This window comes from Pseudomonas sp. MIACH (assembly GCF_001269925.1).
GTDB lineage: Bacteria > Pseudomonadota > Gammaproteobacteria > Pseudomonadales > Pseudomonadaceae > Aquipseudomonas.
Genome location: NZ_LHVO01000026.1, coordinates 1 through 12,801 on the forward strand (window position 1 = coordinate 1; position 12,801 = coordinate 12,801).

The following is a 12,801-nucleotide window of genomic DNA, read 5'->3' on the forward strand; positions in this document are numbered from 1 at the left end:
CGGCGCAGAGGCGTGCCTGATACACCGCATTTGTCTTCCTAAGGGGCGCTTCGCACCCCAACGCGGGACAAGCCCGCTCGCCACAGGGGTCCCCGTTTACTACGCAACAGCGCCACCTCCCACATTTGATCTTCATTGCTGCTGGAGGCTGCATCCGCCGCAACAGCCTTGCGAACCGAAACCCAACAACCACAACCGATCCCCTGTAGGAGCTGTCGAGCTTCAGCGAGGCTGCGATAGCGGTGTGTCAGGCACCATAGAAGTTGGCAATGCCGCCGCCATCGCAGCCTCGCCAGGGCTCGACAACTCCCACATTGATCGTCACTGTGGCTGAGCACTGCGCCGGTCGCGCCAAATCATCACGATCTGTTTGAGGAGCCACGAATACCGCTATGAGTTTCCTCGGCACCTTCCGCTCCCTGCGCAGCCCCAACTACCGCATCTGGGCCGCAGGGGCGTTGGTCTCTAATGTCGGCACCTGGATGCAGCGCACCGCCCAGGACTGGCTGGTGCTGACTCAGTTGACCCCGCACAACGCTGCGGCGGTTGGCATCGTCATGTCGTTGCAGTTCGGGCCGCAGTTGCTGTTGCTGCCGTGGACCGGCTTTGCCGCCGACCACTACGACCAGCGCAAGTTGCTGATCGTCACCCAGGCGCTCATGGGTCTGCTGGCGCTGACGCTCGGGGTGTTCACCATCACCGGGTTTGTCGAGCTGTGGCACGTGTATGTGTTCGCGTTTTTGTCCGGCTGCGCGTCGGCGTTCGATGCGCCGGTGCGGCAGATTTTCGTCGCGGAGTTGGTGGCCGAGAAGGATTTGTCCAACGCCATCGCGCTCAATTCCACCTCGTTCAATATGGCGCGCATGATCGGCCCGGCCGTGGCGGGCCTGACCATCGCCTCGGTCGGTACCGGCTGGGCATTCCTGCTCAATGGCAGCAGTTTCTTTGCGGTGCTGGTTTCGCTGTTTTTCCTGCGGGTGTCGGGCCAGCACGCCAAGGTGCGGGCACCGCGTACCAAGGGCAGCCTGACCGAGGGCCTGCGCTATGTGTGGGCGCGGCCGGACTTGAAGGCGATCCTGCTGATGTTGTTTCTGATCGGCACCTTCGGCATGAACTTCCCGATTTTTATCTCGACCATGGCGGTGACTGCGTTCCATACCGATGCGCGCGCCTTTGGCCTGCTTTCATCGACGCTGGCCATCGGCACCATTGCCGGTGCCCTGCTGGCCGCCGGACGCGAGCGGCCGCAGTTCAGGTCGTTGCTCAACGGTGCGGCGATCTTCGGGATTGGCTGCACGCTGGCAGCCCTGGCGCCGAACTATTGGTTATTCGCCGTCGCGCTGGTGATCATCGGCGTCGGTGCCATGACCTTCAGCAACACCACCAACAGCCTGATGCAACTCACCACCGAACCCGCCATGCGCGGCCGGGTGATCGCTCTGCGCGTGGGCGTGGCCCTGGGTGGCACACCGATCGGTGCGCCTATCGTCGGTTGGATCGCTGACCACCTGGGCCCGCGCTGGGCGCTGGGGGTCGGCGCGTTGTCGGGCATCCTGGCAGTGGGGGTGGCGATCTACACCCTGCGGCATCGGTTGGATCGGCCCAAGTAACCCTCGCATCAGCCACCTTGTATAGGGGGGTGGGGTATGACACCATCCGCCCCACTATAGGTAGGGGGGGTATACCGTGAGCCATATCGCAGCCAACAAAGACAGCCTGATAAAACGGGTAAAACGCATCGCCGGGCAGATTCAGGCAGTGGAAAAAGCCCTGGAGTCGGACGCTGACTGCGCCAAGACCCTGCACCTGGTGGCCGCTACGCGCGGCGCCATCAACGGCTTGATGGAAGAGATCATCGAAGAACACGCCAGGGCGCACGTGGCAGACCCCTCCCTCAGCGAGGAAGAACGCAACAAGGGTGTCGAAGAACTGCTGGAAGCCATCCGGCGTTACGCCAAATGACGCTCATGACAAACCACGCCCACGACCATGTGTTCCTCGGCGCGGCCCACGAAGAGAACGCCAGGCGCACCCTGTGGGTGGTGATGCTGACGGTGGTGATGATGGTGGCGGAAATTGCCGCCGGTTACCTGACCGGCTCCATGGCCCTGCTGGCCGACGGTTTTCATATGGCCACCCATGCCGGTGCCTTGGGCATTGCCGCCGCAGCCTATGCCTACGCCAAACGCCACGCGCGCAGCCCGCGCTACAGCTTCGGCACCGGCAAAGTGGGCGACCTGGGTGGCTTCGCGTCGGCGCTGATCCTGGCGCTGGTGGCCCTGGGCATTGGCGTCGAGTCGGTGATCCGCCTGCTGGAACCCACCGAGGTGCAGTTCGGTACCGCGACCCTGATTGCCATCGTGGGCCTGGTGGTGAACATCGTCAGTGCGCTCTTGCTGGGACACGGCCATAGCCACGGGCATGACCACGACGACGAACATCATCACCACGGCAACGACAACAACCTGAAGTCCGCCTACGTGCATGTGCTCGCCGATGCGCTGACCTCCGTGCTGGCCATCGCCGCGCTGCTGGCCGGCCGTTACCTGGGCTGGGTATGGCTGGACCCGGTGATCGGTATCGTCGGCGCCATCGTGATTGCGCGCTGGGCCTGGAGCCTGATGGGCGCAACCGCCGCCGTACTGCTGGATCAAACCGATGAGCATGTCGCCGCCGAGATTCGCGAGTTGGTCGAACACCCCGGCGACGCCAGGATTACCGACCTGCACGTATGGCGCGTGGGCCCCGACGCCCACGCGGCGATTGTGAGCGTGGTCGGCCAGCCGACAACGGATGCAGACAGCATTCGCGAGCGCCTCAAGCCAGTACATGAAGTGAGCCACCTCACCATTGAGTTTCGTTCGGCGTGAGTGCGCCCCTTTACCCCATTTCCAGGTGACCTCTTGGCTAAAGACATCGAAAACCCCTGCGTCTCCACCTGCCAGCTCAGCGGCGACCTGTGCGTCAGCTGTGGCCGCAGCAAGGACGAAATCCGCAAGTGGAAACGCATGAAGCGCCCCGAGAAAATGGCCGCCGTGCAACGCGCAACCCAACGCTTGAAGGCATTGAAAAAAGCCAAGTAAGCCGCTTGATCAGGAGCGCCCTACCGACCCCGACACCGGCAGATTGCCCAGCAATTTGAGCCCTGTGCTTTTCACAAAGGTCTCGTAGTCCATCGGCTTCTGGATGCGCGTTTCGGCGTTGGGCAGCACGTAGGCCCAGGCGCGTTGGCTGGAGGCGTCGTACACCAGCTTGAACAGGCGCGTCGGCACCCAGACCTTGTTGTCGCCGATGGTGCTGTAGCCTGGATCAAACAGCGGCCCGGTGAACACATACACGTCACCGCCCGCGCGCACCGCGAACTTGCGTACGTCGGCCTCGACCTTGCTCCAGATCTTGCGGTTGTTGGTGGGGTCTTGGGGCACCATGTTCGACAGCGAGAAGGATTGGGCCATGGCACGCGCGTTGGGTGCGTCGGCGGCCGGAGCCTGGTGGCCACGGTCCATGGCCGGGTGCTGGCTGCGGTAGTCACTCAGCTCCGCACGGCCACTTTTGGGAATGCGTGGGTCGGCGTAGAACTGGTTGGTGCGCTCCTCGCCTTTGGCATTTTTCAACTGCCTGGTGTTCAGGCGTTCGACCACCACCAGTGGGGTCTTGCTGGTTTGTGAGTAGAGCACCGCAAACGTCTCGGAACACAGCGCCAGCGGCTTCATCGACGCCGGGACGGTGGCCGTCTTGATCGGCGCAGCGCCAGGGAAGAGATCGGCGCAGCCATCGAATGAGGCGCGTTGCTCGGTGGGGGTGTAAGGGTTTGCCAGACTGCGGGCTTCTACAGCGGTAGAAAGCAAAACAAGGGCCGACAGCCCGACTGCGATGGTGCGTAGGTACATGCTTTAAATCTTATGGTGAGGGTAACGGATAAGCGCGAATGTTCGTGCGGGGCTTATGGACCCTGATTCGTGTGTTTGGTGCCGCGAGACTCACGGATAAGGTTGAACCTCTCCTACACCCAGGGGCTCAGAACCCTACATCCTCGGGAGAAACCTATGACCCAGACCGCATTAGTCGTGGGCGCCAGCGGCATCGTTGGCAGCGCCATCACCCAGTTACTGCTTGAACACCAATGGCACGTTGCAGCCCTGTCCCGTCAGCCCTCGCAGGTGCCGGGGGTGATTCCGGTCGCCGCCGACTTGCAGGACCCGGCATCGCTGCAGCAGGCCCTGGCCGATCTGAAACCCACCCATGTGTTCATCACCACCTGGTCTCGCCAGGCCACCGAAGCCGAGAACATCCGCGTCAACGCCGCCATGGTGCGCAACGTGCTGGACGCCGTGCGCCCCGCCGGGAGCGTGCAGCATGTGGCCTTGGTCACCGGCTTGAAGCACTACCTCGGCCCGTTCGAAAACTATGGCAAGGGCAGCCTGCCGCACACCCCGTTCCGCGAAGAACAAGGCCGCCTGGACGTCGAGAACTTCTACTACGCCCAGGAAGATGAAGTGTTCGCCGCCGCAAAAAAGGACGGCTTCACCTGGAGCGTGCATCGCCCGCACACCGTCACCGGCGTGGCGGTGGGCAACGCAATGAACATGGCGACCACCCTCGCCGTCTACGCCAGTGTCTGCAAACACACCGGTCGTGCGTTTGTATTCCCAGGCTCCCGCGTGCAATGGGACAGCCTCACAGACATGACCGATGCGCGGCAGTTGGCCCAGCAACAGTTATGGGCAGCCACCACGCCCGCTGCCGCCAACCAGGCGTTCAACATCACCAATGGGGACGTGTTTCGATGGAAATGGATGTGGGGCCAGATCGCCGATTATTTTGGCCTTGTACCCGCAGAGTTCCCGGCCAAACCCTCGCCGCTTGAGCACCAGATGGCCGATGATCAGGCGGCCTGGAGCGAGATCGCGGCCAAACACGGGTTGAAAGAAACCGACATCAGCCGCTTGGTCTCACCCTGGCACACCGATGCCGACCTGGGGCGTCCGATCGAGGTGGTCACCGATATGTCCAAGAGCCGGAAGATGGGGTTTACCGCCTACCAAGCCAGCGACCAGGCATTTTTTGATGTATTCGATCAGTTGCGTGAAGCGCGGTTGATCCCTTGAAGAAACTGGCCGCTATTCACTGGCGGCCGTTTTTCTTTCAGTGGCCGGCAACGTTCGGTTTGCCAGTACTGCGCGCCCCCGGTTTGAAGCCATGGGCGTGCGCCGCCGCAGTGATCAACAACGCCACGCCGATCAACCCCAGCATCGCCCAGGGAAATGCCGCCACGCCCCAGCGGTCCAGCAACACACCGCCTGCCACGCCGCTGCCAGCAATCGCGCTGTTCCACGCCACCACGTTCAGCGACAACGCCACATCCGCGCCGTCCCCCGCCGCATCCGCCAGGGCGGTTTGCAGCAAAGTCGCCGCGCCGCCGAAGCTCAGGCCCCAGACGGCCACGCCGAGGTAGATCACCAGTGGCACATTCCCCAGCACGCCGAATAGCACGCTTACCGCCGCGAACATCGCCAGGCTCACCAGTACGGTGTTGCGCAATAACGGCTCGACCAACCTGGCCGTGATCCAAATCCCCGCCAACGCAGCGATCCCGAAGACCAGCAACACCAGGTCCACGCGCTCGGCCAAACCGGCCGGCGCCACGAACGGGGCAATGTAGGTGTACAGAATGTTGTGCGCCAGCATCCAACTGATCACCACCGCCAGCACGGGGCGCACGCCCGGCGTGGTCAGCACCTTGTGCAGCGACAGGCGTTGATGGGCGGGCTGCGGCGCGTAGTCCGGGACTTTCACCAGCACCCAGGCGATCAGCACCAAGCTCACGGCGGACATCAGGCCGAACGTGGTGCGCCATCCCACCAGGCCACCCAGCCAGGTGCCCAACGGCACACCCAGCGACAGCGCAATCGGCGTGCCGACCATCGCCAGCGCGAGTGCCTTGCCCTGTTGGTGGGGCGCGACCATGCGCCGCGCGTAACCGGCCAGCAGGCTCCAGGCCAACCCCGCCGCCACCCCGGCAAAGAAGCGCGCCACCAGCGTCACGCCATAGTGGGACGACAACGCGGTGATCGAGTTGAACAGCAGGAAACCAATGATGGTCAGCAGCAGCACATTGCGCCGACGCCAGCCACGGGTGGCGATGGTCATAGGGATCACCGCCAGCACCGAGCCCAGCGCATACGCGGTGACCATCTGCCCGGCCATCGACGGCGAAATCGCCAGGCCGTCGCTGATCAACGGCAACAGGCCGGCGGGCAGGGTTTCGGTAACGATGCAGATGAAGCCGGTCATGGCCAGGGCGAGCAACGCGCCGATGGGCAGGCGCTCGGATGCGGCCGATAAAGTGAGTGAGGGGGTCACGGGAAACTCCTTGGGCGAGACTTAGATACTGATCGATATAAATGTTGCAGGCGATCGGTGCGCGTTGTCAACGACTTATGTATCGACTAGTATTTATCTCGCTTTCCCACCGGAGACCTGACATGGCACAAATGGGCCGCCCCCGCACCTTCGACCGCGAACACGCCGTGGAACAGGCCATGCACCTGTTTTGGCAGCATGGCTACGACGCCACTTCCCTGGCACAACTCAAGGCGGGCTTGGGTGGCGGGATCTCCGCGCCGAGCTTCTATGCGGCGTTCGGTTCCAAGGAAGCGCTGTTCGACGAGTGCGTGCAGCGCTACCTCGCGACCTACGCCCAAGTCACCGAATGCCTGTGGGACGAAAGCCTGCCCCCGCGCCAAGCCGTCGAAACCGCGCTGCGCCAATCGGCGCGCATGCAGTGTGAAGACGGGCACCCCAAGGGCTGCATGGTCGCGCTGGGCGTAATGAGTGCGCCCAGCCCGGAAAATGCGCGGGTGGCCGATGCGCTGACCCAGTCGCGCCTGCGCACGCGGGCGGGGATTGTGGCGTGCGTGGAGCGCGCGGTTCGATTGGGCCAGTTACCGCAACACACTCAACCGGCCGTGCTGGCGGGTGTGTTTGACAGTTTTTTGCAGGGGGTTTCGATACTGGCGCGGGACAATGTGCCCCATGCGACCCTCGACGCGGCGATCAGTCAACTGCTGCTGAGCTGGGATGTTGCCGCGTCTATTGCACCGCCCATTCACCACAGCGCTGCCGCAAAAAAACCGTAACCCGCGAGCTGACTAGAACAACAAGCGCGAAAAATCACAGCACGCCTGCGCCATGCGCGCCACGTCCTGGTTCAAGCCAAATTGGCGGTCCACCCGGTGCAACGTCACATACTGGATACTCGGCAGTTCCGGCTGCGTGACCAGTGCACGCAACGCCCCCTGCTCGATCAGGTGGGACAAACACGCCTTTGGCAAATAACTCACGCCTATCCCCGACAGCGCCAACCCCACCTGCACCAGCAGGTTATGGCTGGTCAGCGTGCGCGGCATCTGCACATTGTGCGCGGCCAGCCAACGTTCGTAGATCAAGCCGGTGCCTGACTGCGAGCCTTGGGTCAGCACGGTGTAGTCGGCCAGCACTTCCAGGCTTACAGGGTCGGGATGAGGGATCAGCCCTGGCGCGCAGATCCAGGCGTTTTCCACGCATTGCAGCGCGGTGCTGTGGAAGCGCGGGTCGCTGTAGACGTCCGGCACAATCACCAGGTCGAGCTGGTCGCTTTCCAGCTTGCGAAACAGTTCGCTGCTCAGCTCCACCGACGGCTCGATCTGTACTTTGGGGTAGGCCTGGCGCAGCGCTTCCACCAACGCCGGCAGCCAGGTCAGGGCGGTGAGTTCGGTGACGCCGAGGCGAAAACGCCGCACCAGTACTTCGCGCGCGCTGACCCGTTCGAGCAGTTGGTCACGGCTGTTGAGCAGGTCGCGGGCGTAGTCGAGCAACTCACCGCCCTTCTCCGTCAGCCGGGCGTTGCGCTTGCTGCGGTCGAAAATCTCGACGTCGAAGGTGTCTTCCAGCTCCTGGATGCGTTTGGAAATGGCCGACTGAGACATGTTCAGCTTGTTCGCCGCCGCTTCAAAGCTGCCGAGTTCGGCAATCCAGTACAGCGCATCGATTTGCTTGAAGGTGATCATGGCGGCCAATTCATGAGAAAAAGCGATGCTATCACATCATAAAATATCGCTAAAACTCTTCGATCATCACTCATAAGATCCGGCCATAGCCCATCGCTATCTAACAACTCTGGAGATTTGCCATGTCCTTGCCCGGTTCACGCATCCTTCCCAACGCACCGATGGCCCCGGCCGAACTGGTCGAGGCGTTTGCCCAGGTGGTCACGCCGCATATCAGCGACAACCTCGGCCGGCATATCGGCGCCCGTGGACTCACGCGCTACAACCGCAGCGGCAAGCTGGTGGGCACGGCGATCACGGTCAAGACCCGTCCCGGCGACAACCTGCTGATCTACAAGGCCATGAGCATGCTGCAACCCGGCCATGTGCTGGTGGTGGACGGCCAGGGCGACACCAACAACGCGGTGATCGGTGAACTGGTCAAGCTCTACGCCCAGCAGCGTGGTTGCGTGGGGTTTGTGATCGACGGCGCGATTCGCGATGTCGCCAGCTTCGAAGACACCCCGTGCTACGCCCGCGCTGTGGTGCATACCGGCCCGTACAAGACCGGCCCCGGCGAAGTGAACGTGCCGGTGTCCATCGGCGGCATGGTGATCCACCCCGGCGACCTGCTTGTGGGTGATGAAGACGGCCTGGTCGCGTTCTCCCAGGCCGACGCCGCCGAAGTGCTGCGCCGCGCCGCGCAACATGCCGAGCATGAAGAAGCGGTCAAGGCCGAAATCGCCAGCGGTGCGGTGCGCCAGAGCTGGATCGACAAGGCCCTGAACAACGCTGGCCTGGTGTGAAGGAATCCGAGATGAGTACTGCATTTTTGTCGGACCGCGTCCTGGGCATTGCGCCCTCCCCCAGCATTGCCGCCAACGCCCTGGTCACCGAGTTGCGCGCCCAGGGCCGCGACATCGTCAACTTCACCGTGGGCGAGCCGGACTTCGACACCCCGGCGCATATTCTTGAGGCCGCCAGCCTGGCGATGCACAGCGGTGATACGCACTACACCGCCACCACCGGCACCCTCGCGCTGCGCCAGGCCATCTGCCTGAAACTGCAGCGCGATAATGATGTGGTGTATGGCCTCGATGAAGTCGTCGCCGGCTGCGGTGGCAAGCACATCATTTATCACGCGCTGGCCGCCACCTTGAATCGCGGCGATGAAGTCATCGTGCACACGCCGTATTGGGTGTCGTACCCGGACATTGCGCGGCTCAACGATGCCACGCCGGTGATCATTCCTGGCGATGAACGCCTGGGTTTCAAGCTGTCGCCCGCCGCCCTCGAAGGGGCGATCACCCCACGCACCAAATGGGTGATCCTCAACAGCCCGAACAACCCCAGCGGCGCGGTCTACAGCGAAGCCGAGCTGCTGGCCCTGGCGCAGGTGTTGCGTCGTCATCCCCATGTGCTGGTGATGGCCGACGAGATCTACGAACACTTCGTCTACGGCGACGCCCGGCATGTGCCGCTGACACGCCTGGCGCCCGACCTCAAGCCACGCACGTTGATCGTCAACGGCGCGTCCAAGGGCTACGCGATGACCGGATGGCGCCTGGGTTTTGGTGCCGGACCGGCGTGGTTGATCGCGGCCATTGCCAAGTTGCTGTCGCAGACCACTACCTGCCCGAGCTCATTGAGCCAAGCCGCTGCGGTGGCAGCGTTTGCCGGCGACCAAGCACCTATTGCCGCGATGCGCGAGGAGTACCAGCAACGCCGCGCACTGATGCTGGAGCGACTGGCCGACATTCCCGGCCTGAGCATCATCCCGCCCGATGGCGCGTTCTATGTGTTCGCCAACGTCAGCGGCCTGATGGGTAAGCGCACCCCCGAAGGTGATCGCCTCGACAGCGACACCCAACTGGTGGACTACCTGCTGCGCGACTACGGCTTGGCCACGGTCAGCGGCGCGGCGTACGGCATGTCGCCGTATGTGCGCCTGTCGTTTGCGAGTTCGCAGGAAGTGATCGAAGAAGGATGCCGCCGCCTCAAAGACGCATGCCACGACCTGCGCTGACGGCCACCCGCAACACCCGGCGGCCAGCGGACGGCTGCCATTTGACTGCCTAGAACAACAACTTAAAAATCATTGATCTCAAATGAGGCATTCCCATGCACACGCCCCGTATCGCGCTGGTCTGGCAAATCATGATCGGCTTGCTCGCCGGTATCGCCATTGGTGCCCTGCTGCACCGCTTTCCCGAATCCCGGCCGTGGCTGGTGGACAATCTCCTGCAACCGGCGGGCGATATCTTTATCAAGCTGATGAAAATGATCGTGGTGCCCATCGTGTTTTCCTGCATGGTGGTGGGTATTGCCGGGCACGGTGACGGCAAATCCTTGGGCCGTATCGGGGTCAAATCCCTGAGCTATTTCTTCTGCATCACCACCCTGGCGATCATCATCGGCCTGGTCATGGGCAACCTGCTCAAGCCCGGTGCCGGCACTGAACTGTCCAGCCTGCACGCGGCGAATATCACCCTGCCCACCAGCAACGGCGCCGGTCATAGCCTGGGGCAGATCATCGTCGGCATCATCCCCGACAACGTGGTCAACGCGATGGCCCAGGGCAGCCTGTTGTCGGTGCTGTTTTTTGCGGTGATGTTCGGCCTGGGCGTGGCGCGCTTGCCCGCCGAGCGCAAGGACCCGGTCATCGCACTGTTGCGCGGCGTCAGCGACGCGATGTTCAAGGTCACCTCGATGATCATGGCTTACTCGCCCATCGGCGTATTCGGCATGATCGCCGTGACCGTGGCCAACTTCGGCTTCAGCTCGTTGCTGCCGCTGGCCAAGCTGATCATGGTCAGCTATGTGGCCATCGCCTTCTTTGTACTGGTGGTGCTCAACCTGGTCGCGCGCGTGTGCGGGATCAACCTGTTCGCGCTGATGCGCCATATCAAGGATGAACTGGTGCTGGCCTTCTCCACCGCCAGCTCGGCGGCGGTGATGCCGCAACTGATGAAGAAACTCGAAACCTACGGCGTGCCGCCGTCACTGGTGAGCTTTGTGGTGCCGGTGGGTTACTCGTTCAACCTCGACGGCGCCTCACTGTTCCTCGGCATCGGCACGTTGTTCGTCGCGCAGTTGTACGGCATTGACTTGAGCCTGGGCGATCAGGCCTTGCTGGTGGTGACCATGGTGCTCACCTCCAAGGGCGCGGCCGGGGTGCCGGGGTTCATGTTCGTGATTCTCTCGGCCACCCTCGCCAGCGCCGGTCTGCCGTTGGAAGGCATAGCGTTTATCGCTGGGGTGTACCGCTTGATGGAGATGCCGACCACCGCACTGAATGTGCTGGGCAATGCGTTGGCGCCGTTGGTGATTGCCAAGTGGGAGGGGCGTGAGGTGCAGGCTGGGCATGAGTCGAGTGGGAGAAATGCTCCCTCGCTGTAATGTGAACGCTACGAATAAAGGCGCTCCGAAGAGCGCCTTTATTCATTTCAGCCTTACTGCTCGCTGATGGATTTCACCTCAGCCTTGGCAGCACCGCCAATCGCAATGCGCTTAGGCTTGGCTTCCTCCGGAACCACCCTGAGCAGGTCGATGCTCAGCAACCCGTTGGCGAGTTGCGCGCCCTGCACTTCAATGTGGTCGACCAGGCGGAACGACAAACGGAACGCACGCTGGGCGATGCCTTGATGCAGGTAGGTGATGCCCTCGTTGTGTTCACGCTTGCCACCGGCGACGGTCAACACACCTTTTTCCACCTGGATCTCCAGGTCATCCTCCACCAGGCCTGCCGCCGCGATGACGATCCGGTAGTGATCTTCACCGTGCTTTTCGACGTTGTGGGGTGGGTAGGTGGTACCGGCCTCGCTGCGAAGCGCCGATTCAAAAAGGTCGTTGAAACGGTCAAAGCCGACGGAATGACGGAACAGTGGGGCCAACGAAAGAGTAGTAGCCATTGCAAAATCTCCTGAGTTTTCTCCAAGTGATTTGAGACGCGACCCGTATTCGGCATCGCGTAAAACCTAAGTAGGTTCAGGGGAAAAAATTTCAAGCGGTGCCAGCAAAAAATTTTTTGGTGCTGTGATTGCTTGAAGAGAGGCAGTCATGCTGTGCGTTGATCACCCCGGAAAAATCCAAGGCAAAAAAAAGCCTGCATCGCTGCAGGCTTTTCCCTATCTGGCTCCACGACCTGGACTCGAACCAGGGACCCAATGATTAACAGTCATTTGCTAGCTGTTAGTCGAAACGATGCCACGGAAGAGCGTGGTGGAGAGATAGGGTTACTGCATAGCGTGAGCCGCATGAACGCAGCACGCCACGAAAGTTAGTCGGGTTGGATTGGGTTGTCAAAGCGTGGTAAAGCAATGACTTGTAGGAAAAGGAGGCGGCGGCAGTCAGCTAACGGGCCGTCTCCAATGCGTGCCTGACCGCGTCGACCTCTACATGGCGGACTTCAGAGGGGGGTTGTAACAATACGGGGGAGCAGTAACAGAGTTCAGACTAAGGTTAAAACGACAAACCAGATAATAGAGTCGTGCCCCCTTTCTCTGTCTGAGAGTTCCCTTATTTTCTCACCTAAGTAGCCAGCCCTCTCGCCAACAAACTCCGACGCATGAGAACCAGCCATATTACTGATGGCCTCAGCTGAAACTTAAACATAGATCTTTAGTTGGTTAGTTATCGATCACCCACTTTTATACCCCAGAGCGCCACGCACAAAATTATCCAGCAGCAAATAAATGGCATCCTCTCCTCTGCCCATAATCCAGTCAGCAAAATATCAGGCATCTGAGGCAATCAGGAATCAACGCCAACAACT

General features: G+C 61.7%; 13 protein-coding genes and 1 tRNA gene. 9 read left to right on the plus strand and 5 right to left on the minus strand.

Translation table 11 applies throughout. From position 1 onward, the window contains the following. The first annotated feature begins 392 nt into the window (after window positions 1–392). From AD670_RS09325 to AD670_RS09340, 4 genes are all read left to right on the plus strand, one after another. Window positions 393–1,610 (plus strand): MFS transporter, encoded by a 1,218-nt coding sequence (locus tag AD670_RS09325; RefSeq protein ID WP_053130899.1) that lies wholly within the window; start codon window positions 393–395, stop codon window positions 1,608–1,610. A gap of 76 nt (window positions 1,611–1,686) precedes the next feature. Further along, window positions 1,687–1,962 (plus strand): metal/formaldehyde-sensitive transcriptional repressor, encoded by a 276-nt coding sequence (locus AD670_RS09330; RefSeq protein ID WP_032885919.1) that lies wholly within the window; start codon window positions 1,687–1,689, stop codon window positions 1,960–1,962. Beyond that, window positions 1,959–2,870: a CDF family Co(II)/Ni(II) efflux transporter DmeF gene (dmeF, locus tag AD670_RS09335; RefSeq protein WP_053130901.1), complete on the plus strand. Its 912-nt coding sequence runs from the start codon at window positions 1,959–1,961 to the stop codon at window positions 2,868–2,870. The genes AD670_RS09330 and dmeF overlap by 4 nt, the downstream gene beginning before the upstream one ends. A gap of 33 nt (window positions 2,871–2,903) precedes the next feature. Then, window positions 2,904–3,083 carry a DUF1289 domain-containing protein gene (locus AD670_RS09340; RefSeq protein WP_053130903.1) on the plus strand — a complete coding sequence of 60 codons (180 nt, stop codon included), beginning with the start codon at window positions 2,904–2,906 and terminating at the stop codon, window positions 3,081–3,083. 9 nt (window positions 3,084–3,092) lie between these two features. Here the strand turns inward: AD670_RS09340 and AD670_RS09345 are convergent, their stop codons facing one another. After that, a complete protein-coding gene (locus tag AD670_RS09345) occupies window positions 3,093–3,890 on the minus strand; it encodes a DNA/RNA non-specific endonuclease (RefSeq protein ID WP_053130905.1) in 798 nt (265 codons plus the stop codon). A gap of 156 nt (window positions 3,891–4,046) precedes the next feature. Here AD670_RS09345 and AD670_RS09350 point away from each other — a divergent pair, with 156 nt between their 5' ends. Further along, entirely contained in the window at window positions 4,047–5,108 is a 1,062-nt protein-coding gene (locus AD670_RS09350; protein WP_053130907.1) for an SDR family oxidoreductase, read from the plus strand. Between the two features lie 37 nt (window positions 5,109–5,145). Here the strand turns inward: AD670_RS09350 and AD670_RS09355 are convergent, their stop codons facing one another. Next, window positions 5,146–6,363 carry an MFS transporter gene (locus AD670_RS09355; RefSeq protein ID WP_053130910.1) on the minus strand — a complete coding sequence of 406 codons (1,218 nt, stop codon included), beginning with the start codon at window positions 6,361–6,363 and terminating at the stop codon, window positions 5,146–5,148. Between the two features lie 122 nt (window positions 6,364–6,485). On the opposite strand from AD670_RS09355, the gene AD670_RS09360 reads away from it, so the two are divergent. Next, window positions 6,486–7,139, plus strand: a complete 654-nt coding sequence (locus tag AD670_RS09360; RefSeq protein WP_053130913.1) for a TetR/AcrR family transcriptional regulator — start codon at window positions 6,486–6,488, stop codon at window positions 7,137–7,139. Window positions 7,140–7,151: 12 nt separating this feature from the next. Here AD670_RS09360 and AD670_RS09365 read toward each other — a convergent pair whose 3' ends face one another. Then, window positions 7,152–8,048 carry a LysR family transcriptional regulator gene (locus AD670_RS09365; RefSeq protein ID WP_053130915.1) on the minus strand — a complete coding sequence of 299 codons (897 nt, stop codon included), beginning with the start codon at window positions 8,046–8,048 and terminating at the stop codon, window positions 7,152–7,154. Between the two features lie 122 nt (window positions 8,049–8,170). On the opposite strand from AD670_RS09365, the gene AD670_RS09370 reads away from it, so the two are divergent. The 3 genes from AD670_RS09370 (at window position 8,171) to AD670_RS09380 (ending at window position 11,426) form a co-directional block, all read left to right on the plus strand. Further along, complete coding sequence (locus tag AD670_RS09370) at window positions 8,171–8,833, plus strand: RraA family protein (protein WP_053130918.1); 663 nt, start codon at window positions 8,171–8,173, stop codon at window positions 8,831–8,833. Between the two features lie 11 nt (window positions 8,834–8,844). Beyond that, window positions 8,845–10,053 (plus strand): pyridoxal phosphate-dependent aminotransferase, encoded by a 1,209-nt coding sequence (locus tag AD670_RS09375; RefSeq protein ID WP_053130921.1) that lies wholly within the window; start codon window positions 8,845–8,847, stop codon window positions 10,051–10,053. 95 nt (window positions 10,054–10,148) lie between these two features. Further along, window positions 10,149–11,426, plus strand: a complete 1,278-nt coding sequence (locus tag AD670_RS09380; protein ID WP_053130924.1) for a cation:dicarboxylate symporter family transporter — start codon at window positions 10,149–10,151, stop codon at window positions 11,424–11,426. Between the two features lie 53 nt (window positions 11,427–11,479). Here AD670_RS09380 and AD670_RS09385 read toward each other — a convergent pair whose 3' ends face one another. Both AD670_RS09385 and AD670_RS09390 read right to left on the minus strand, forming a co-directional pair. Further along, window positions 11,480–11,938: an Hsp20 family protein gene (locus AD670_RS09385; protein WP_053130927.1), complete on the minus strand. Its 459-nt coding sequence runs from the start codon at window positions 11,936–11,938 to the stop codon at window positions 11,480–11,482. 221 nt (window positions 11,939–12,159) lie between these two features. Beyond that, a tRNA-Asn gene (locus AD670_RS09390) sits at window positions 12,160–12,253 on the minus strand. Between the last annotated feature and the right edge of the window lie 548 nt (window positions 12,254–12,801).

Bases quoted from the DNA above. Each gene is read 5' to 3' on its own strand.
- AD670_RS09325 (WP_053130899.1), top strand. From the start codon at position 393: ATGAGTTTCCTCGGCACCTTCCGCTCCCTGCGCAGCCCCAACTACCGC.
- dmeF (WP_053130901.1), top strand. From the start codon at position 1,959: ATGACGCTCATGACAAACCACGCCCACGACCATGTGTTCCTCGGCGCG.
- AD670_RS09345 (WP_053130905.1), bottom strand. From the start codon at position 3,890: ATGTACCTACGCACCATCGCAGTCGGGCTGTCGGCCCTTGTTTTGCTT.
- AD670_RS09350 (WP_053130907.1), top strand. From the start codon at position 4,047: ATGACCCAGACCGCATTAGTCGTGGGCGCCAGCGGCATCGTTGGCAGC.
- AD670_RS09360 (WP_053130913.1), top strand. From the start codon at position 6,486: ATGGCACAAATGGGCCGCCCCCGCACCTTCGACCGCGAACACGCCGTG.
- AD670_RS09365 (WP_053130915.1), bottom strand. From the start codon at position 8,048: ATGATCACCTTCAAGCAAATCGATGCGCTGTACTGGATTGCCGAACTC.
- AD670_RS09370 (WP_053130918.1), top strand. From the start codon at position 8,171: ATGTCCTTGCCCGGTTCACGCATCCTTCCCAACGCACCGATGGCCCCG.
- AD670_RS09375 (WP_053130921.1), top strand. From the start codon at position 8,845: ATGAGTACTGCATTTTTGTCGGACCGCGTCCTGGGCATTGCGCCCTCC.
- AD670_RS09380 (WP_053130924.1), top strand. From the start codon at position 10,149: ATGCACACGCCCCGTATCGCGCTGGTCTGGCAAATCATGATCGGCTTG.
- AD670_RS09385 (WP_053130927.1), bottom strand. From the start codon at position 11,938: ATGGCTACTACTCTTTCGTTGGCCCCACTGTTCCGTCATTCCGTCGGC.